The sequence below is a fragment of the Amycolatopsis xylanica genome (genome assembly GCF_900107045.1).
Lineage (GTDB): Bacteria > Actinomycetota > Actinomycetes > Mycobacteriales > Pseudonocardiaceae > Amycolatopsis > Amycolatopsis xylanica.
This window is the reverse complement of record NZ_FNON01000009.1, coordinates 25,921-46,007: the sequence shown is the minus strand read 5'-3', so window position 1 is coordinate 46,007 and position 20,087 is coordinate 25,921. Positions and strand designations below refer to the sequence as shown.

Here is a 20,087-nt window from a genome sequence, read left to right as displayed (position 1 = left end):
GACTATCTGAGTTTGGTGTTGCCGTCGGGGCCGCCGGTGGTGCGCAGGCGTTTCGCGTAGCAATCGTCTTTCGGGAAACCCTGTTGGTCGCACCACGCGTTCGCCGCTTCCGGCGTCGCGTAGACGGCACTCGCGACGGTCGCCCAATAATCGGGATTCTTGTAGCTGGGCCAATCCCCGGTCCACACGAGCATCGCGCCCGGATATCGCGAACGCAGCGTGAGGTGTTCCGAAAGGATCATGTCGGCGTCGTACCGCATGCCGTGCGCGACCGTCCCCGGCTGCTTCGAACTCAGCTGCGCCACCCAATGCCCGTTCGCGGTCGCGCGCAAAGTGCCCAAATCGCCTGCGGCGTAAGAACGCAACGTGCGCAGCGCGTCACTGATGACCGTGGTGGGCGGGCGCTGCACCGTGGTCACCGTGACGGGCGGCGGAACATAAGGCACGTATTCGGTCTGCGTGGAGGCTTGCGCGTTCGCCACGACCCGGTCCTGCCCGGTGACGACGACCGGGGGCGGCGAGTCCTTCAAGGTGACCACCGCCAGCACGGCCACCGCGATCAGCACGGCCGCCCCGAAGGCCACCAGCGCCACCATCCGGGTGGTGCGGCCGGTTTCGATCCGGTCGGCGGCGCCGGAATACCAGGACCGGGTATAGGCACACGGGCACACGGCGCCTTCGGCCAGCGGACGGTGACAATCGTTGCAGTACGCGGACATGCGCATTTCACCTCAGGCTCACGGAGAGCGGAACACCCCTACCGCAAGACAGTCGCTTCGCCGCAGAATTTGTTGCGCGGATTTCCCGTACCGTAACATTTATCGTGAATTCGGCCGTGGAATCATTTCATTCCCGAAATCGGCCGGGCCGGGCAATCAATCACCCGGGGCGACGCCCGCGTCACCCTTCCGTGGCCACCGCACCCGGTGAAGCGGACCACTCCGAAACTCGCTTGGCCCCCGGGGTTAGCGTTACGTTATGACAACCCTCTCTGTCGACGCCGAGACGGCCCGTAGCGACTATGCGGCGCTCGTCGAGCGCGGCCTCTTCCTCGACATCACCCGCGGCAAGCCGTCTCCTCGCCAGCTGGACCTGAGCAATGGCATGCTCGGCCTCCCCGGCGACGTCTTCAAGGCGGAGGACGGCACCGACGTCCGCAACTACGGCGGTCTCAACGGTCTCGCGGAGCTGCGCCGCCTGTTCAGCGGCTTCCTGCAGGTGCCTGCCGACCAGCTGCTCGCGGCGGGCAACTCGAGCCTCGAGCTCATGCACGACTCGGTCGTTCAGGCCATGCTCAGCGCGTTGCCGGGCGCCGAGCGCCGGTGGGCCGACGAGGAGCGGGTCGCGTTCCTCTGCCCGGTTCCGGGCTATGACCGCCACTTCGCGCTTTCGGAGCGCTTCGGCATCGAGCTCATCCAGGTGCCGATGACCGAGTCCGGCCCGGACATGGACGTCGTCGAGCGCCTCGTCGCCGAGGACGCCGGTATCAAGGGCATCTGGTGCGTGCCCAAGTACAGCAACCCGGACGGCACCACGTACAGCGACGAGACCGTGCGCAGGCTCGCGGCGATGACCACGGCCGCCCCCGACTTCCGGATCTTCTGGGACAACGCGTACGCGATCCACCACCTCACCGACGTCGAGGCCCCGCTCGCCGACCTGCTCGCGCTGTGCGAGGAGAACGGCAACGCGGACCGCGCGTTCGTCTTCGGGTCGACGTCGAAGGTGACCCTCGCCGGTGCCGGTGTCGGGTTCTTCGGCGCCTCGAAGGCCAACATCGCCTGGTGGCTCGGCAAGATCGGCAAGCGCACGATCGGCCCCGACAAGATCAACCAGCTGCGCCACATCCTGTTCCTCAAGGACGAAGACGGCGTCCGCGCGCACATGCGCAAGCACCGCGAGCTCATCGCGCCGAAGTTCGACGCGGTCGACCGCATCCTCACCGAGGAGCTCGGCGGCACGGGCCTCGCGAGCTGGACCAAGCCGACCGGCGGGTACTTCATCTCGCTGACCGTCGTGCCCGGCACCGCCAAGGAGGTCGTCCGCCTCGCGAAGGCCGCGGGCATCGCGCTCACGCCCGCGGGCGCGACGCACCCGTACGGCGACGACCCCGAGGACAAGACCATCCGCATCGCGCCGACCTTCCCGGAGCTCGCGGAGATCGAAGAGGCCGTCAAGGGCCTGACCGTCTGCGTCCGGCTGGCGGCAGCGGAGCGCGCTTGATCAACCCCTGCGCGTCACCGTTTTCGGTAAGGTCGGAGCGGTGACGCGCAGGGCTGTGATCATCGGTGGTGGGATTTCGGGTGCCGTGACGGCCATGGCCTTGGCCAAGGCCGGGATCGAGCCGGTCATCCACGAGGCGTATCCCGAGGGGGCGGCCGACGCGGGCGCCTTCTTGACGATCATGGACAACGGGATGGACGCGCTCCGCGCCGTCGACGCGTTGGAGCCGGTCGTCGCGAATTCGTTCCCCGCGCACGGTGTCGAGGTCTTCGGCGTCACCGGCGAGCAGGTGGGGGAGCGAGTCTTCTCCCGGCTCGGCGTCACCAGCCCGCGCACGCTCACCCGCGCCGGGCTGTACCGCGTGCTGCACGGTGAAGCCGCCCGTCGCGGAATCGCTTTCGAGCACGGAAAACGCCTGGTCTCCGCCGAAACGACCGCGCACGGCGTCGAGGCCCGTTTCGAGGACGGTTCGACCGCGCACGGCGACATCCTGATCGGCGCGGACGGCCTGCATTCGGTGGTACGCAAGCTCATCGACCCCGACGCGCCGAGCCCGCGCTACACCGGCCTCAACATCGTCTACGGCTACACGCGCAGCGCGGACATCCCGGCCGCGCCCGCGATTTACCGCATGATCCAAGGCAAGCACGCCTTCTTCGGCTACACCACCGCGCCCGACGGCCAGACGTACTGGTTCTCCCGCATCCCCGGCCCGGAACGTTCTCGCGGCGAACTCGCGGCCGTCACGCCGGCCGAGTGGCGGTCTCTGGCGGCCGAGGCCTTCGCGGACGACGAGCCGCCGTCGGCGGGCATCATCGCCGCGACCGGCGACGAGGTCCACGGCGGCCTCGCCTACGACGTCCCGACCCTGCCGATCTGGTCGACCCCCGAGATGGTCCTCGTCGGCGACGCCGCGCACGCCGCCTCACCGGCCGCGGGCCAGGGCGCCTCGATGGCGTTGGAAGACAGCGTCGTGCTCGCCCAATGCTTGCGAGACCTGCCTGACGCGGCCGAGGCGTTCAAGACCTACGAAGGCCTGCGCCGTGAACGTGTCGAGCGCCTGGTCGCGGTCAGCGCGGGCCAGCGCGACGCGGGGACCGAGCGGAACTGGCTCTACGACCACCACATCGACTGGGACGCGCCGATCACGGCATCCGCTTGAGCGTTTGCTCGGCACGGCCGGGGTGCCTGTGGTGGAAATGCGTCGTTGAACGCCTCAAAACCCGCACAGTCAACCCGCTTGACCAGGTACAGGGGTCGTTCGGGGTCGAGGTGAGTGCTGTTTGCGGCGTTGAACGACGCAAACGACACTCACCCAGGCGCTAGGGCCCAGGTATGAGGGGAGCCTTCATCCACGCTCGGCGTCAGTGAGGGCCTCCCTCACCCGAGCCGAGCGGCTCAGGGCCTCCCTCACCCACGTATACGGTCGAACCAGGCCCTCACCCCACGAATCGGGGCGAAGTGGGCCCTCACTCAAGCCGGACTACGCTCCTGACACGGGCGAGTCCGGGATAAAGCGGGCTTTATCCCGGGAAGAGCGCCCGGGATAAAGCCCGCTTTATCGCGACCCTTACTTCTTGTAGAGCGCCTCGATGTCGAGGGCGTAGTTCTTGCTGACCACGTTGCGCTTGAGCTTGAGGCTCGGCGTGATCTCCCCGCCCGCTTCGGTGAAGTCGTTGGCGAGGATCGTGAACTTCTTGATCGCCTCGGCCTTCGACACCGCGAGGTTGGCCTGGTCGACCGCCGTCTGCACCTCGGCACGCAGGTCCTCGTCGTCGGCCAGGTCGGCCACCGACGCGCCGGAGTCCTTGCCGTGCTGGGACTTCCAGGTCGGGAAGTACTCCTCGTCGATGGTCACCAGCGCGCCGATGAACGGGCGCTGGTCGCCGACCACCATGGCCTGGCTGATCAGCGGGCTGGCCTTCATCGTGTCCTCGAGGCCGGACGGCGCGACGTTCTTGCCGCCCGCGGTGACGATGATCTCCTTCTTGCGCCCGGTGATCTTGAGGAAGCCGTCGTCGGACAGCTCGCCGATGTCGCCGGTGTGGAACCAGCCGTCGTTGAGCGACTCGGCGGTCGCCGCCTCGTTGTTGTAGTACGCGCCGAAGACGACGTCGCCCTTGAGCAGGATCTCTCCGTCGTCGGCGATCCGGCACGAGGTGCCCGCGACGGGCTTGCCGACGGTGCCGACCCGGAACGCGGTGCGCGTGTTGACGTGCGCGGCCGCCGAGGTCTCGGTGAGGCCGTAGCCCTCGAACACCGGCACGCCGATGCCGCGGAAGAAGTGCGCGAGCCGCGCGCCCAGCGGGGCGCCGCCGGAGACGGCCGCGATGCAGCGGCCGCCGAGCGCCGCGCGCAGCTTGGCGTAGACGAGCTTGTCGAACAGCGTGTGCTTGAGCCGCAGGCCGAGCCCGATGCTGCCCGCCGCCTCCGCCTCGCTGTAGGCGACGGCGGTGGCCTCGGCGGCGTCGAAGATCTTGCCCTTGCCGTCGCCGTGCGCCTTCTGCTTCGCGCTGTTGTAGACCTTCTCGAACACGCGCGGCACCGCGACCACGAAGGTCGGGCGGAACGTGCCGAGGTCGGCGACCAGGTTCTTGACGTCCGCGGTGTGCCCGAGCGTCACGCGGGTGCTCAGCGCCGTCACCGCGATCGCGCGCGCCAGCACGTGGGCCAGGGGCAGGAACACCAGCAGCGAGTTGCCCTGCTCCATCAGGTCGGGGAACGCCTCGACCGCGCCGCGGATCTCCGAGAGCAGGTTCTTGTGGGTCAGCTCGACGCCCTTGGGGCGCCCGGTGGTGCCCGAGGTGTAGACGATCGTGGCGAGTTCGCTCGACTTCACCGCGCGGCGGCGGGCGTGCAGCTCGTCGTCGGTGAGGCTGACGCCGATCGCGTTGAGCACCTCGATGGCGGGCTTCTCGGCCGACTCGATCTGGAAGGTGTTGTCCAGCCCGTCGAGCCGCTCGATGACGCTCTCCAGCGTCGCGCGGTGGTCGTCGGTCTCGACGAAGACGGCCTTGGCGGCGGAGTCCGACAGGATCCAGTGCACCTGCTCGGCCGACGAGGTGTCGTAGATCGGGACGGTGACGCAGCCCGCCGCCCAGATCGCGAAGTCGATCAGCGTCCACTCGTACCGGGTCTTGGACATCAGGCCGACCCGGTCGCCGACCTCCAGGCCGGACTTGACCAGGCCCTTGGCCACCGCGGCCACCTGGGCGGCGAATTCGGCGGCGGTGACGTCCAGCCAGGTGCCGTCGACCTGGCGGCGGAAGCTGACGAGATCGGCGAAACGCTCGGCGTTCGCCCACACAACGTCCGCGAGGTTCTCTTCATCCGCGACCGGGCGAGTGGCGGGAGCGCTGTATTCGCGCACGTGGACCTCCGTGTTCAAACGCGAGCTGTTACCCGCCGGTTAACTTAGCGTGCGGGTCACCATAAGGCCATGCTGATGCGGATGCACGACCGCGCCCATGACATTCTCCATTTCGTGGCTGAAGCTAGCGCGATCGACATCGTCGACGAAACCTTTCTCGCGGTACCGGCCGGCACGGTGAAGGCGGCTTTCGCGGATCCGCGCTCGTGGTCCCGATATTGGCCCGACCTGGTGCTCGAGGTCTACACCGACCGCGGCGACGAGGGGCTCCGGTGGACCGTGCGCGGCGCGCTGGTCGGCACCATGGAGATCTGGCTGGAGCCGATGCTCGACGGCACCCTGCTGCACTACTTCCTGCGCGCCTCCCCGGAGGGGCCCGCGCTCAGCCCGCGCAAGCTCCGCCAGGAGTTCGACCGCAGGGCCCGCGCGGCCAAGGGCATCGCGCTGGGCCTCAAGGAGATCTTGGAAGATGGCCGTGAGCCGGGTGTTCCGCCCGCCCACGCCGTATAAGGGGAAGTATGCGGGTTCACGTCGTATCGGACGTCCATGGCAACAACGAGGCGCTCAAGCGGGCCGGTGACGGCGCCGACGCGCTGATCGTGCTCGGTGACCTGGTCGATTTCGTCGACTACCACCAGCACGACAAGGGCATCATGGGCGCGTTGTTCGGCGCCGAGAACGTGGCCACGTTCGCGCGGCTGCGCCGGGAGGGCACCCGCGACGAGACGATCGCGTACTCCCGCTCGCTCTGGGCCACCCTCGAAGACCCGGCGGCGGCCGTCGACGAGGCCATCCGCGCCCAGTACGCGGCCCTGTTCGCCGCCATGCCCGTGCCGACCTACGCCACCCCCGGCAACGTCGACACCCCCGCGCTCTGGCACGAGTTCGCCCGCGACGGCGTCCACGTCCTGGACGGCGAGACGGTCGACATCGGCGGCCTGAGGTGCGGTTTCGTCGGCGGCGCGCTGCTGCCGAAGGGCGTCGTGCCGCGCAAGGGCGGCGGCTGGCGGCCCTACCTGCGCACGCACGAGGACTTCGACGCCGACGTCGCCGAGCTGGGCGAGGTCGACGTGCTCTGCACCCACATCCCGCCCGCGGTGCCCGAGCTGACCTACGACGTGGTGGCCAAACGCCACGAGCTCGGCTCGGCCGCGCTGCGCGAGCTGATCACGATTCAGCAACCCCGCTGGTCGGTCTTCGGCCACGTGCACCAGCCGCTGTCAGCGAGGAGGCGTCTCGGCAGGACCGAGTGCCGTAACGTGGGTCACTTCAAGGAGACAGAACTGCCCTACGTGCTTCGTTGGTGACTAGCCGGAACGGTTACTCTTCCACCCATGGCCGAGCAGTCCACGCAGTCCATCGAGGTAGCCGCGTCGCCCGATCGGGTCATGGCGGTGATCGCCGACTTCCCCGAGTATCCGAAATGGGCCAAGGCGGTGCGAGAGACCGAGGTCCTCGCCGAAGACGAGGCAGGGAAGCCCCACCAGGTGCGGCTGACCCTCGACGCCGGTCCGATCAAGGACGTCTACACGCTGGAGTACGACTGGGACGCCGACGGCCTGGCCGTCAGCTGGCACCTGGTCAAGGGCCAGATGCAGAAGGCCCAGAACGGGCGCTACCAGCTCGAGCCGTCCGGCGACGGCACCAAGGTGACGTACACGCTGTCGGTCGAGCTCGCGCTCCCGATGATCGGGCTGCTGCGCCGCAAGGCCGAGAAGATGGTCATGGACACCGCGCTCAAGGAGCTGAAGAAGCGCGTGGAGAGTCTCGCCTAGTGCGGATTCTCCTGTTCACCGGCAAAGGGGGTGTCGGTAAGACGACCCTGGCCGCGGCGACCGCCGCGGCGCTCGCCGGGCGCGGCAGGAAGACGCTGGTGGTCTCGACGGACCCCGCGCACTCGCTCGGCGACGCTTTCGGCGTGTCACTCGGCGCCGAGCCGTCCGAAGTGGACGCGCTGCTGCACGCCGCCCAGATCGACTCGCGCGGGCTGGTCGACACCGCCTGGCAGGACCTGCGCGGGCAGCTGAGGTCGATGCTGTCCGGCGCCGGGATCGACCAGCTCGACGCCGAAGAGCTGACCGTGCTGCCCGGCGTCGACGAGGTGCTCGCGCTCACCGAGGTGCAGCGGCTGGCGGAGACCGGCCCGTGGGACACGATCGTCGTCGACTGCGGCCCGACCGCCGAGACGCTGCGCCTGCTCGCGCTGCCCGAGGCGATTTCCGGCTACTTGACGCGGTTGTTCGGCCGCAAACGATGGTCCGGCACCGCCGACGCCGTCCGGAGGCTCGGCAGGCATCTGGAGTCGCTGCGCGCGCTGCTCACCGACCCGACGATCACCACCGTCCGGCTGGTGCTGACGCCGGAACGCGTGGTCGTCGCCGAGGCCCGCCGCACGCTCAGTTCCCTTGCGCTGCGCGGGATCCGGGTCGACGGCATGATCGCCAACCGGCTGATGCCCGCGCCGGGGATCTGGCGTGGCTCCGCCGCCAACTGGATGCGGACCAGGCGCAACCAGCAGGACGAGGTGCTCGCCGAACTCGACGCGGCCGGGCTCGGATCAGGGCTGATCCGCGCGGTCGAGCACCGCGCGGTCGAGCCGGTCGGGCTGCCCGCGTTGCTGGAGATCGCGGCCGAGCTCTATCATGGCGGCGATCCCTTGTCCGGCAATGGATCAGGCATCACGCCGCTGCTCAAAGTGTCCGAAGTGGACGGTGGATACACGCTGCGGGTAGCGTTACCGCTGGGCAGGGACACCGCACTCGATCTCGCGCGGGTCGACGACGACCTCGCCATCACCGTCGACGGCTTCCGCCGTCTCATCGCACTGCCCGCTTTGCTGCGCCCGTGTCGCATCACCGGAGCCGAGTCCGACGCAGCGGGGCTGGTGGTGTCACTGTCCGCCGACCGGAGGCGCCCGTGACCGAGCAGGACACCTACCAGGCGACGAGCCTGGCCGAAGAGATCCGGCTGCTCGTCGAGATGGTCATCGAACGCGCGGCGCCGTGGCTGGAGGGGATCATCTCCGCGGGTCACGGCCCCGAAACCGAGCAGAAGCCGCACGAGGCGGGCGACTGCGGGTGGTGCCCGCTGTGCGCGCTCGTCGCCGTGGTCAAGGGGGAGCGGCCCGAGTTCGCCGCCAAGCTCATGGAGCAGGCCGCGCAGCTGATCGCGCTGCTCAGGGCCGTGCTGGCGGACCGGTGGGAGCCCGAGGGCGGCGTGCACATGCCCGGCTTCCAACCGGCGGCCAAGCCGGGAGCCGCGCATGATGATCCAGTACCGTCCGTCCGGGTACAGCACATCGCCGTGCGCAGACGGGACGAGTGGCAGCCGGATCGGGAGAACTGAGTGCTGGCGATAGGTGTTGATGTCGGCGGGACCAGCGTGCGCGCCGGGGTGGTCGACGAGCAGGGTTCGTTGCTGGACACCTGCCGGGTGGCCACCCCGAGTGGCGAGAACGCGCTCGAAGACGCGATCGCCGGGGTGATCGAGGATCTGCGCAACCGGCACGAGGTGGCGGCCGTCGGCCTCGCCGTCGCCGGGTTCGTGGCCTCGGATCGCCGATCGGTCATGTTCGCGCCGCATCTCGCCTGGCGCGGCGCCCCGGTGGGCGACCGCATCGCCAAGCGCGTCGGCCTGCCGGTCACCCTCGAGCACGACGCGAACGCCGCGGCCGTCGGCGAGCACCGCTTCGGCGCCGCGCGCGGGTCGAGCGTGGCCGTGCTGGTGGCGCTGGGCACGGGAATCGGCGCCGGGCTGCTGCTGAACGGCAAGATCTACCGCGGCGCGCACGGCGTCGCCCCCGAGCTCGGCCACCTGACCGTGGTGCCCGGCGGGCGCGCGTGCCCGTGCGGGAAGTACGGCTGCTGGGAGCGCTACTGCAGCGGGACGGCGCTCGCGGCGACCGCCGTCGAGCTGCTCGCCAGGCATCCCGGCCGGTCGACCGTGCTGGCCAGGGAGACCGCGGGCGACCCCGGCTCGGTCACCGGCAGGCGCGTCGCCGGCGCCGCCCGCGACGGCGACCCGGTCGCCCAGCGCGCGCTCGCCGAGCTGGCGAAGTGGCTCGGCGAGGGCCTCGCGCTGGTCGCGGACGTGTTCGACCCCGAGGTCATGGTGATCGCGGGCGGCGTGTCCGAGTCGGCCCCGCTGTTCCTCGACGAGGCCCGCGAGCACTACTCGGGTCTCATCACCGGCGCGGGCCACCGCCCGCTGGCCCGGATCCGCACCGCGCAGCTCGGCGCCGACACGGCGCTGGTCGGCGCCGCGGCCGTAGCCTTCGAGGAGGCTGCCGAGCGGCAGGTCGGTGTGACAGGCTGAGGCCATGGACGCCAACGGTTTCGTGCGCTGTGGTCACGGCCATCGGCACTGGGGGCGTCACGGCGCGGCCGGGCTGCTGCTGACCGATCCCGAACGAGGCGTCCTGCTCCAGCGGCGCGCGTGGTGGGTGCACCACGGCCGCACCTGGGCGATCCCCGGCGGCGCGGTGGAGGCGGGGGAGCACCCGCGTGACACGGCGATCCGCGAGGCCTGGGAAGAAGCCGAGATCCCGGCCGACGCCTTGAACCTGGCCTGCCAGTCCACAGTGGACCATGGAAACTGGCGCTACACCACGGTATTGGCGACGGTCACGAAGCCGGTCAACGAGCGCGTCGCCAACTCGGAAAGCTCGGAGCTGGCCTGGGTGCCGCCGCCGAAGGTCACGGATTACCGGCTGCACAAGGATTTCGCGCTCGCCTGGCCCTCGCTGCACTCGCAGGTGGGCCGTGAGCTGGTCCTGATCGTCGACGGCGCGAACGTCGTCGGCTCCCGCCCCGACGGCTGGTGGCGCGACCGCCACGGCGCGGCCGTCAGGCTCCGCGACAAACTCGCCCGCCTTGCCGTGTCAGGGATTTCCGCCGCTGACGCCGGCCTGCCGATGGACGGCGACTGGACGTGGTGGCCGCGCGTCATCCTGGTCGTCGAAGGCCAGGCGCGAGGCGTGGAGCGGGTCGACGAGGTCGCGGTTGTCGCGGCGCCCAGCGATGGCGACTCGAAGATCGTCGAGGTGGCGCGGGAGTCGGTCACCTCGCGGCCGCAGGACCACGTCGTCGTGGTCACGGCCGACCGCGAACTCAAGGCCCGGGTGACGGCAGAGGGCGCCTCGGTCCTGGGACCGGGCGCCCTCTTGGCCTTACTCGGCCGAGGCTCGTGAGCACACAAGACAAGCAGCTTGACTGAGGAGGATTTGGGGCGTTGAACGACGCATTTCCTCCTCAGGCACCTCGCCCTGGCCGAGCAAACGGGTTGATCAACCGCAGCCAGCGGACGAAAAGGTGTGCGCGAGTGGTAACTCCGCTCCGTTAGACGCAGCAGAGTTACCACTCGCACAGCCCTCAGCTGATCGCGCGGTGAGGGTGCCCCGAGTGCTTACTACGCACCCAACGGCCCCTCACTTCACACGCCATCGCACAAAAGCCCCGTTCGTCACCTTGAGCGTGACAAACGGGGCTTTTGTGCGATGCCCGGCGAGCGTGGGCCTGGTTCAGGCAACGCTCGTGAATGTTTACAGCTTGGGCAGGAGCGTCCACAGCTGCTCGTCGCCGTTGCTGTCGGCGAACTGCTGGACGAGCGCGCCGTTGTGCGTGGCCGCGTTCAGCACCGTGACCGCGCCCCCGGTCTGCGCGCTGACCATCTTGACCGCGCCGTTCCGGCCCGCGTAGAACACCCACTGCTGGTTCGCGCCGCCGTGGCAGTCCCACTGGACGACCGGGGTGCCATTGACCGCGCGGGAGCCCGAGACGTCGAGGCACTTGCCCGAGTTGACGCTCTTCAGCGTGTACTTGTGGTCACCCGCGTCGGCCAGCACCCAGCGCTCCTTCACGGCGCCGCCGATGCAGTCCCACAGCTCGGCCGCGGCGCCGTTGGCGTTCGCGCCCTGGTTCGGCTGGTCCCAGTAACCCGCCATCTGCAGGCAGCGGGTGGACTGCAGGCCCTTGAGGTAGACCTCGCCGGTCGGCATCTCCAGCGTGCGGGAGTTGTGGTTGACATCGACGAGGCGCCAGGCCTGGTTGCTCGCGTGGGTGTTGGTGTACTGCACGACCAGCGCCGCGTTCTCGGTGCCGCCGTTCAGCACCGAGGCCGCCTTGCCGCTCTTGACGTTGCGCAGCTCGAACATGCCGTTGTCGCCGACCGGCACGAACTCCCACAGCTGGGCGGTGTCGGCGGGGTCGCAGTCCCACTGCACGAGCATGTCGTTGTTGTTCACGCTGCCGCCGACGGTGAGGCACCTCAGGGAACTGACGTTCTCCAGCTGGTACTTGCCGCCGCGGTCGTGCAGGACCCAGCGCTGCTTGATGCCGGTGACGCAGTCCCACAGCTCGGTGCCCGCCCCGTTGGCGTTCGCGCCCTGGTGCGGCTGGTCCCAGTAGCCCGCCGTCTGGAGGCAGCGGCCGGACTGCAGGCCCTTCAGCTCGATGACCATGCCCTCCTTGGGCTTGGCGAAGTCGAGCTTGGCGGCCTCGTGCTGGCCCTTCGCGAGGAACTCGGTGAGCACGGTCAGCGTCGGGTTCTTCAGCGCCTCCTTGGCGGCGGCGACCAGGTTCGGCTGGAAGCCGTCGCGCTGGGCGTTGTCCAGGATCTCCTGGACCTGGCGCAGCTTGGCCTCGCGGTCCTTGGCGTTGGCGATGTCGATGTCACGCTGGTGCGCGGCGTGCACGCCGGTGAAGATGAAGTCGTGCACGGCCTTCGGGTCGGTGCTGTCGAGCGCGGCGCGCGCGGCCAGCCTGACCTCGGTGCCCTCGGTCTTGCGGTAGATCAGGTCGGCGAAGTCGCGGTCGGACATCGCGAGCATCGAGGCGTCGGCCGGGACGTTCAGCGCGGCGGGCGCGGCGGCTTCCCTGGCTTCCTTGTTCGCCTTGGCTTCGGCTTCCTTGCGCTTTTGTTCTTCGGCGTCCGCGATTTCCTTCTGGCGGTCGAGATCGCGCAGGGTTTTGATATCGGTGATGATGAACTTCAGCAATGCTTCGGGCGTCGCGTTCTCGGGGCGCAATACCGCGGCGGCCCCGGCTTTCACCTGGGAACCGTCTTTCGCGTTCTGCCAGACGGCGAAAACGAAATCCTTGTCGGAAACGTCATAGATGTCGGCGGCCGGCTTCCAGCCGGGCACCTGCGCGACGGCGCTCTGCCGCGCTTCCATCCTGGCCTTGCGTTCCTTTTCGCGCGCGGCGATGCGCTTGAGGTCGAGCGCGTACGCCTGGTAGATGCCGGTCTTGATGAACCGGGTCGGCGCGTACGAGTCCTCGCTGCCGAACGCGGCCAGCGCGGCGTTCTTGACCTCGCTGCCCTCTTCGGCCTTGCGCCATAGCGCGAGCACGAAGTTGGTGTCGTTCATGCTGAACGTGCTCGGGGTCAGCGTGATGCCGACGGCGTCGGCCGCGGCCATCTTCTCGTCGACGGTCGACTGCTCCAGCGGCGCGTCGGCGGCCGCGGCGGGCGCCGACGCGGCGGTGGTGACGGCGGGCGCGGCCACCGCGACGCCGCCGCCGAGTGCCGACGCCAGCACGGCGAGCGTGGCGACGCCCGCCGTAATGTGCATTCTCGAATTACGCATTACGCGTTACTCCCCAGTCATGAAATCAAACGATTCCGCACCGTGATCATCCGCAGCGTGCGGGCAGCGTCGGATGGCACAGTCTTCCCCAGAACTGAGCGGAACATTCGCACGCGGTGACGGCATCGGGCAAGTGATGTGATGGGCTTCACCGACTAAAGTAGTCACCCGCTTGCTTCCGGCGGGGGCCGTGAGGTTGGATCTGCTCGCGCTCTCGGCGCGCATTTTCTTTACTGGGGTCTGGGGGCGGATCCGTGATCCGCGCGACAATTTCACACCTGCTAGGGGGATTCATTCATGGACAAGCGATCGGTCGCGGCCGTCGCGCTGCTCGCCGTGCTCGGCGCCGGCCTCGCGACGGCACCGGCCTTCGCCGCCGATCCGGTGACCGGCGTGAGCGTCACGGCCGCGCTGCCCGCGTGGAAGAAGGCCGCGGTCCGGCGCTACGCCGACACCGACGCGCGGCCCGACGTGGTCGCCGCGGCCTGGAACGCCTGGCGCGGCGGCGACGCGGCCATCGAGGCGTTCCTGGCGCCGGGTGGCGGTCTCGCGAAGGCGAAGGCACGCCACGAGCAGCGGCTCGCCACCGACGACAAGATCGTCAAGCGGGTGCTGGCGACCACCACGCCGAAATCGTCGCCCGCGGTCAACGCCGCCGCGGTGCGTGCCGACCGGGGCACCTTCAGTGACAAGGAGTACTTCGTCGCCACCGGCTGGGACGTGGCCGCCGCGCAGGACGCGGACACCACCACCCGGCACGAAATCGAGGTGGCCAAGCAGGCGCAGGCCGACCGTGACTACGTCGCCTCGCTCGCGGCGAACGATCCCGGCGACTGGGTCCGCGCCGCGGCGGCCGTGGCCTGCCGGGGAGACGCCGAGCTCGCCGACTTCTTCGCCTACGGCTGGTCGACCGCGGCCCGAGGTGACACGGAAGCCCACCGGGTAAGGGTTTCCGACCGCGACGCCGTGTGGCAGCACCAGGTCACCACGCTCGTGCGGCTCGCCGAGCAGGCGGAAACCGCGCTTGCCAACGCCGACGCCGCGCTGGTCGACAAGGCCCGTGAGGACGCGCTGCGCGCCTGGCGTGACGTTTCGGGCCTCGCCACCTCCGCCCAGCAGGGCTGGGACGCCGAGCGCACCCGTGCCGCCACGCAGGCCGCGTCCTGGCGTGCCGTCGTGGAGTTCGCCAGGACGGCGACCACCGCGCAGAACTGGCAGGGCGTTTCCGATCAGGCAGGCGCCACCGGCGGCGCCTGGCGAGGCGAGCAGGAGTGGGCCGAGGCGCAGGCGCGCCAGTGGACCGCGCTGCTCGACTCCGCCCGCGCCGCCGAGACCCGCGTCGCGACCTCACGCTGACCCGCACACTTCTTGGAGTACTTTCCTTATGCGTAGCCAACTAAGACGCGGGTTCGCCCCCGCGCTGGCGGTTCTGCTCAGCCTGGCGTTGCTCGCCGGGCTGACCACTCCCGCCGTTGCCGTCGAGCCGCCCGCGCCGACCACGTCCCAGACCCCGCCGCCCGCGGCGCCGATCGACGACGAGGACGCGTTCAACCGCGAACTCGTCCAGGACATCGCCGACCACGCCGAGGACTTCGAGGTCCGGGACGCCGCGCGCGCCGCGCTGGCGACCAACGACCCGGCGAAGATCCGCGAGTACCTCGAAACCGGCGACGAGCTCGCCAAGAAGGCGGCCGCCGAGCGCAAGAAGCGCGTCGCGGCCGAGAACCGCGCGAAGGTCACCGAGTGGTCCAAGACCGCTGGCCCGATCGCGCGTCAGCGTGCGCTGGAAGTGTTGCGCACCAACGATGACAAGAAGATCGCCGACTTCGTCGCGTTCGGCAAGGACCTCGCCGACACCGAGGACCGCAAGTCCACAGAGGACGCCGCGGCGAAGGCCGAGCGCATCAAGGCCCGCGTCGCCGACATGGTCGCCCATGGCGGCCCGGAGGTCCAGGTCGCCGGTCAGGCCGCTTTGGACAGTGGTGACGCCGCCGTCATCGAGGCGTTCTTCACCACCGGCTACACCGAGGCGAACAAGCGCGACGCCGACGCCCGCGCCGCCATCGAAGCCGCGCAGGCGGCCAGGAACAAGGCGCTGCAGGACCTGCAGGATCTCGCCGACCGCTCGGCGCGCGCGTCGACCGCACGCGCGCAGATCCTGAAGTCCAGCGTCCAGGCCGTGAAGTCGCTGACCGACACCTCGGCCGCGATGGGCTTCGCCAACCAGGCGGCCAAGCGCGCCGACCAGATCTTCGAAGAGGACAAGCCGGGCCGAGCTTCCGGGCACCGTGGCCGAGCCCAGGAACTGGCCGGGCTGACCGCCGAGGCCAAGCGTCAGTTCGACAGCGCCACCGCCGCCGCGAAAGAGGCGAACACTCAGGCGCTGCTGTCCGACTCGGCCGCCCAGCAGCTCAGGGACACCGGGCTGACCCAGGGCATCGGCTGGGTCCAGGTCACCAAGGCCGTCTCGGCCGCCGCGCAGGCGGGCGTCAAGGCCGCCGAAACCGCCTGGCACGCGGCGGAAGCGACCGAGGCGGCCAGCCTGGCACTCGACGCCAACGCCAACGCGCAGGCGCACGCCGACAACGCCAAGCGGTACCGCGAGTCCGCCCAGGAACACGCCCGTCAGGCACACGAGCTGGAGGTCGCCGCGGCCGCGCAGGCAGCGGCAGCCCAGGTCGCCGCGGCCAACGCGCACGACGCGCGTCTCAAGGCCGAGCAGGCCGAGAAGAACGCATGGGCGCACGCGGCGAAGGCGCGTGCCGCGCTGAACCGCGCACGCACGCAGCGCGCGATCGCCCAGCAGGCCATGTCCAACGCGATCGCGCAGGCTGGCGCCGCCAACGCCGCGACCCGGCGCGCGATCGAGCAGCAGGACCTCGCGATCGGCCACGCCAACAAGGCGATCGAAGCGCAGAACAACGCGGTCGGCGCGGGCAACCGGTTCGTCGACGCCGCCAACAAGGCCGCCGACGCGGGGGAGCGGGCGCAGAAGGCGTTCGACGCGCTCAAGTCGGCCGAGTTCAAGCAGGCCGCCGCCGACGCGGCCGCGGCGGCCAAGGCGGGCACGCCGGAGGCGGAGACGGCGGCCAACGAAGCCCGGCGCGCCCGCGACGAGGTCAACCTCGCCCGCCCGTTCTCCGAGCGGTCCCGCGGTGAGGCGACCGCCGCCAACATCGCGGCCGCCAACGCCGGCGCCGAATCGGCTCGCGCGAGCGCGGCCGCCGCGCAGGCGAGGGCCGAAGCGGCGACCGCGTCCCGCGAGGCCAAGAAGACCCACGACGAGGCCGTCCGTGCCCGGTCCGAAGCGGACCGCGCCAACACCGAGGCCGTCAACGCCAACACCGACGCGCAGGCGGCGGGCAACCTCGCGCAGGCCGCGCTGGAGGAGGCCGCGCAGGCCAAGTCCGACGCGGAGCTGACGAAGGCCGAGGCCGAAGCCGCTGTCAACGACGCGGCCACCGCGAGCGTCCAGGCGAAGATCGCCGGTCGAGCCTCACTCGCCGCGAAGGTCGCTTCGGCGGGCATCGCCGCACCCGCCGCCGAGGCACTCAACCTGGCGGGTGCGCTGGCCGAGACCGACTCCGACGCGGCGCTCGCCGCCGACGTCGCGGCCAGCGCCCTGGCGATCGGCCAGGACCAGTCCGCGGCCGCGCAGAAGCACGCCGATCAGGCCGAGCAGGCCGCCCGCGAGGCGGCGGACGCCGCGTCACGGGCACTGGGCGAGATCGCGCCCGCGTACCAGGCCGCCGCTGCCGCCGCGCAGTCCGCGTCCAACGCGGTCCGGTCGGCCGAGGTGGCGGTCAAGGCCGCCCGCGCGGCGAGCTTCGACGCGGCCGCCGCCGGTGACGCGGCCCGCCGCGCCGGGTACGCCGACGCCCAGGCCCGCCAGGACGCGGCCGCGGCACACGGCGTGGCCATGGCGGCCTCGAACGACGCCGCCGTCGCCAGGCAGGCCTACAACCAGGCACTGAGCGACGCGGGCACCGCCAACAGCGCGGCCGCTGCGGCCGAGGGCGCGCTGAAGCAGGCCGACGAGGCGGCGACCAAGGCGCAGGCCATCTCCGACAAGATCGGCCCGCTCGCGCAGCTCATGCGCGACCAGGCCGACAAGCTCGGCGCGCTCGTCCCGAAGGTCCGCGAGGCCGAGCGCACCCAGTGGGTCCGCGACGTCCAGGAGTGGATCGACAAGCACATCACCGAAAAGGCGCCGCTCGTCGGCGGTGCGCTCGACGAGATCGTCAACCTCGGCTTCGGCATCTGGTCGCTGGCGATGTGCGCGGGCGGCCCGTCGACCCCGACCGGTGCGGTGCCGAGCAAATCGGAGGCCTGTCAGTCCATTGTGGACGGCTTCGGGCAGATGCTGGCCCACCCCGAAGAGCTGGTGCACGCCTCGGAGTTCGGGAAGAACCCGCAGAAGGCCATGGGCATGCTCGTGGTCGACATCGGCACGTTCTTCATCCCTGGCGGTGGCGGCCTCAAGATCGGCGAGGGCGTCGGCAAGGGCATCGGCGAGGCGGCCGCGGCGCTCGGCGCCACCGCCGCCAAGCAGATCGGCTCACTGCTCACCAAGGGCGCGCTGGAGATCGGCGCGGCCAAGTTCACCGAGATGGTCGCCACCTTCGGCGCGATCCCGCTGTCGAAGGTGCTCAGCGGGACCACCGTCCAGGGCTTCCTCAAGGCACTCGAGGAGGTCGGCGCGCCGACGCTCGGCACGTTCATCGCCGAGAAGGGCGGGGTCAGCCTCGGCAAGCTGATCACCGAAACCCTGCCGGCCGATCTCGCGAACGTGATCAGGCAGACGGTCGCCGCCGTGCAGGCCGCTGCCGACAAAGCGGCGCTCAACAAGCTGGTCGCCGAGCTGGACGCCCGTGGTGTGCTCGGGCCGAAGACCATCCCGGCGAACATCCCCGCCGCGATGATGAAGAACTGGAAGCCGTTCGAGAAGCTCAGCGCCGAGGACATGGTCCGGAAGTACTGGGATCCCACCGGGGGCTATACCGGCACGGGTGAATGGAAGTGGTCCGATGCGGCGCCGAACTACGGCCAGGTGCCCGGCACACTGAAGGCGTACCGGCCGGTGAAGGGCGAGATCTGGGATCGCTTCGGCGAGCCGAGAGGGAAGAATCTCTCCCCGGACGGGGTGCCTTACGAGCAGCGCGCCATCCCGCCGACCAACCTCACCGCTGGCTACCATCGCTACATCTGGCTCAAGGACTGGGATCCCGCCGCCGGTGCGGCGGATGTCAGCCAGATCGCTCCGGCGTTCGGGCAGCCAGGCGGTGGCCTGCAGTTCCAGGTCGCGAAGTCCGTCACCGATCTCATCGACCTCGGCTACCTCAAGGAGATCTTCTAGTGAACCTGGAGCAGCTCGCCGGGGAATTGGCCAAGGCCGGGGTCGATCCCAGGTCGTATCACTTCCCCGGCAAGCAGGCCGACGGCCCGTTGCACGACAGCGCCGTCTATCTCGAGGCCGATGGCGCCGGGTGGACGGTCGGGGTGCGGGAGCGAGGCGTGAACACGCCGCGGCAGTCCTTCGACACCGAGGACGCGGCCTGCCGCTATATGTACGACCTGCTCACTTGGAAGGCGCCGGAGCCCGTGCGTCTCACGCCGGAGGAGGCGGAGGCGGCTCGTCTGCTCAACGAGCGGATCCAGGCGGAAAACCTCCGTGACCTGCGGGAGCGCAAGGCTCGCTACGACGCCGAGCACTAGGACTCGTGAGTGGTATGGCCGGTTCTAACCGGCCATACCACTCACGACCTCGGCAGTCCGGTCCGCATCTCCGAGATCAGCGAGGCGACCACGGCCTTCAGGCTGCCGTTGCAGCTCTGCGCGACCGCGCGCTGACGCCGATAACTCGGCCCGACCCGCAGGATGTGCTCGACCGAGCGCAGCTCCTCGACGCAGTCCAGCCGCCGCGCGACCGGCTCCAGCCGGTCCAGCAGGTCGAGCAGATCATCGGTGACCAGGCGTTCGCGCCCGGCCGCGTCCAGGATGATCTCCGCGTCGGTGCCGTAGCGGGCGGCGCGCCACTTGTTCTCCTGGACGTGCCACGGTGGCATGGTCGGCAGGATCTCGCCGTCGTCGAGGCGGGCACTGAAGTCGTCGACCAGGCACTGGGTCAGCGCGGCGATCGCGGCGACCTCCTCCAGCGTCGGCAGGCCGTCGCACACGCGCATCTCGATGGTGCCGAAGTGCGGCGCGGGCCGGATGTCCCAGCGGATCTCCGAGAAGTGGTCGATGACGCCGGTGACGAACATGTCGTCGACGTAGTTCTCCAGCTCCGTCCACTTCCGGAACTGGAACGGCAGCCCCGCGGTCGGCAGCTGCTGGAACATCAGCGCCCGGTTGGAGGCGTACCCGGTGTCCTCACCACCCCAGTACGGCGAAGACGCCGAAAGCGCTTGCAGGTGCGGGAAGTAGTTGAGGAGCGCGTCGAGCACCGGCAGCACCTTGTCGCGGTGATCGAGGCCGACGTGCACGTGGACGCCGTAAATGAGCATCTGACGGCCCCACCACTGGGTGCGGTCGATCAGTTTCGCGTACCGCTCCTTGTCGGTGACCTTCTGCTGGTACCAGGTCGAGAACGGGTGCGACCCGGCCGAGAACAGCTCGACGCCCAGCGGGTCGCAGACCTTGTGCACCAGCTCCAGCGAGTCGGCCAGGTCGGCCTTGACCTCGCCGATGGTGTCGCAGATGCCGGTGATGATCTCGACGGTGTTGAGCAGCAGCTCCTGCTTGATCTTGGGATGCTCGTCCTGGCCGTCGGGGCGGACCTGCTCCAGGATGCGCTCGGCCACGGAGGCGAGTTCGCCGGTGCGGCGGTCGACAAGGGCCAGCTCCCACTCGGCGCCGACCGTCGATCGGCGTGAGGGGCTGAACTCGATGTGCACTGGGTTTCCTAGT

At 69.9% G+C, this 20,087-nt stretch carries 16 protein-coding genes; 12 read left to right on the top strand and 4 right to left on the bottom strand.

Annotated elements, in window-relative coordinates; all coding sequences use genetic code 11:
* Nucleotides 1-2: 2 nt before the first annotated feature.
* Complete coding sequence (locus BLV57_RS33660; RefSeq protein ID WP_091296150.1) at nt 3-719, bottom strand: hypothetical protein; 717 nt, start codon at nt 717-719, stop codon at nt 3-5.
* Between the two features lie 259 nt (nt 720-978).
* Between BLV57_RS33660 and BLV57_RS33655 the strand changes: the two genes are divergently transcribed.
* Both BLV57_RS33655 and BLV57_RS33650 read left to right on the top strand, forming a co-directional pair.
* Nucleotides 979-2,223: an aspartate aminotransferase type Ic gene (locus BLV57_RS33655; RefSeq protein WP_091296148.1), complete on the top strand. Its 1,245-nt coding sequence runs from the start codon at nt 979-981 to the stop codon at nt 2,221-2,223.
* Nucleotides 2,224-2,263: 40 nt separating this feature from the next.
* A complete protein-coding gene (locus BLV57_RS33650; protein WP_281244453.1) occupies nt 2,264-3,385 on the top strand; it encodes an FAD-dependent monooxygenase in 1,122 nt (373 codons plus the stop codon).
* 408 nt (nt 3,386-3,793) lie between these two features.
* Here BLV57_RS33650 and BLV57_RS33645 read toward each other — a convergent pair whose 3' ends face one another.
* A complete protein-coding gene (locus BLV57_RS33645; protein WP_091296145.1) occupies nt 3,794-5,593 on the bottom strand; it encodes an AMP-dependent synthetase/ligase in 1,800 nt (599 codons plus the stop codon).
* Between the two features lie 114 nt (nt 5,594-5,707).
* Here BLV57_RS33645 and BLV57_RS33640 point away from each other — a divergent pair, with 114 nt between their 5' ends.
* The 7 genes from BLV57_RS33640 to BLV57_RS33610 are packed head-to-tail and all read left to right on the top strand — an operon-like array spanning nt 5,708 to nt 10,781.
* A complete protein-coding gene (locus BLV57_RS33640) occupies nt 5,708-6,103 on the top strand; it encodes a polyketide cyclase / dehydrase and lipid transport (protein WP_245757627.1) in 396 nt (131 codons plus the stop codon).
* 8 nt (nt 6,104-6,111) lie between these two features.
* Nucleotides 6,112-6,900: a metallophosphoesterase family protein gene (locus tag BLV57_RS33635; protein WP_091296143.1), complete on the top strand. Its 789-nt coding sequence runs from the start codon at nt 6,112-6,114 to the stop codon at nt 6,898-6,900.
* A gap of 27 nt (nt 6,901-6,927) precedes the next feature.
* Complete coding sequence (locus BLV57_RS33630) at nt 6,928-7,368, top strand: SRPBCC family protein (protein WP_091296140.1); 441 nt, start codon at nt 6,928-6,930, stop codon at nt 7,366-7,368.
* Nucleotides 7,368-8,513, top strand: a complete 1,146-nt coding sequence (locus BLV57_RS33625; protein WP_091296137.1) for an ArsA family ATPase — start codon at nt 7,368-7,370, stop codon at nt 8,511-8,513. Before BLV57_RS33630 ends, BLV57_RS33625 begins: the two co-directional genes overlap by 1 nt.
* A gap of 59 nt (nt 8,514-8,572) precedes the next feature.
* Nucleotides 8,573-8,938 (top strand): hypothetical protein, encoded by a 366-nt coding sequence (locus BLV57_RS33620; RefSeq protein WP_091296776.1) that lies wholly within the window; start codon nt 8,573-8,575, stop codon nt 8,936-8,938.
* The gene (locus BLV57_RS33615) at nt 8,939-9,907 is read left to right on the top strand and encodes an ROK family glucokinase (protein WP_091296135.1); all 969 of its coding nucleotides are present in this window, start codon (nt 8,939-8,941) and stop codon (nt 9,905-9,907) included.
* A 4-nt stretch (nt 9,908-9,911) separates the two neighbouring features.
* Entirely contained in the window at nt 9,912-10,781 is an 870-nt protein-coding gene (locus BLV57_RS33610; RefSeq protein ID WP_091296132.1) for an NUDIX hydrolase, read from the top strand.
* Between the two features lie 351 nt (nt 10,782-11,132).
* Here BLV57_RS33610 and BLV57_RS33605 read toward each other — a convergent pair whose 3' ends face one another.
* On the bottom strand, nt 11,133-13,178 hold the full coding sequence (locus BLV57_RS33605; RefSeq protein ID WP_091296131.1) for an RICIN domain-containing protein: 2,046 nt from the start codon (nt 13,176-13,178) through the stop codon (nt 11,133-11,135).
* A gap of 297 nt (nt 13,179-13,475) precedes the next feature.
* On the opposite strand from BLV57_RS33605, the gene BLV57_RS33600 reads away from it, so the two are divergent.
* The 3 genes from BLV57_RS33600 to BLV57_RS33590 are packed head-to-tail and all read left to right on the top strand — an operon-like array spanning nt 13,476 to nt 18,893.
* Complete coding sequence (locus tag BLV57_RS33600; RefSeq protein WP_091296128.1) at nt 13,476-14,534, top strand: hypothetical protein; 1,059 nt, start codon at nt 13,476-13,478, stop codon at nt 14,532-14,534.
* 28 nt (nt 14,535-14,562) lie between these two features.
* A complete protein-coding gene (locus BLV57_RS33595) occupies nt 14,563-18,534 on the top strand; it encodes a glycohydrolase toxin TNT-related protein (RefSeq protein ID WP_143047219.1) in 3,972 nt (1,323 codons plus the stop codon).
* Complete coding sequence (locus tag BLV57_RS33590) at nt 18,534-18,893, top strand: hypothetical protein (RefSeq protein ID WP_091296124.1); 360 nt, start codon at nt 18,534-18,536, stop codon at nt 18,891-18,893. The genes BLV57_RS33595 and BLV57_RS33590 overlap by 1 nt, the downstream gene beginning before the upstream one ends.
* Nucleotides 18,894-18,934: 41 nt before the next feature.
* Here the strand turns inward: BLV57_RS33590 and BLV57_RS33585 are convergent, their stop codons facing one another.
* Nucleotides 18,935-20,074 (bottom strand): glutamate--cysteine ligase, encoded by a 1,140-nt coding sequence (locus tag BLV57_RS33585; protein ID WP_091296122.1) that lies wholly within the window; start codon nt 20,072-20,074, stop codon nt 18,935-18,937.
* Nucleotides 20,075-20,087: the final 13 nt, after the last annotated feature.

What these genes read in the sequence shown, in the direction of transcription:
- BLV57_RS33655 (WP_091296148.1), top strand. Translation starts at nt 979, where the DNA reads ATGACAACCCTCTCTGTCGACGCCGAGACGGCCCGTAGCGACTATGCG.
- BLV57_RS33595 (WP_143047219.1), top strand. Translation starts at nt 14,563, where the DNA reads ATGCGTAGCCAACTAAGACGCGGGTTCGCCCCCGCGCTGGCGGTTCTG.
- BLV57_RS33600 (WP_091296128.1), top strand. Translation starts at nt 13,476, where the DNA reads ATGGACAAGCGATCGGTCGCGGCCGTCGCGCTGCTCGCCGTGCTCGGC.
- BLV57_RS33660 (WP_091296150.1), bottom strand. Translation starts at nt 719, where the DNA reads ATGTCCGCGTACTGCAACGATTGTCACCGTCCGCTGGCCGAAGGCGCC.
- BLV57_RS33605 (WP_091296131.1), bottom strand. Translation starts at nt 13,178, where the DNA reads ATGCGTAATTCGAGAATGCACATTACGGCGGGCGTCGCCACGCTCGCC.
- BLV57_RS33610 (WP_091296132.1), top strand. Translation starts at nt 9,912, where the DNA reads ATGGACGCCAACGGTTTCGTGCGCTGTGGTCACGGCCATCGGCACTGG.
- BLV57_RS33635 (WP_091296143.1), top strand. Translation starts at nt 6,112, where the DNA reads ATGCGGGTTCACGTCGTATCGGACGTCCATGGCAACAACGAGGCGCTC.
- BLV57_RS33630 (WP_091296140.1), top strand. Translation starts at nt 6,928, where the DNA reads ATGGCCGAGCAGTCCACGCAGTCCATCGAGGTAGCCGCGTCGCCCGAT.
- BLV57_RS33620 (WP_091296776.1), top strand. Translation starts at nt 8,573, where the DNA reads ATGGTCATCGAACGCGCGGCGCCGTGGCTGGAGGGGATCATCTCCGCG.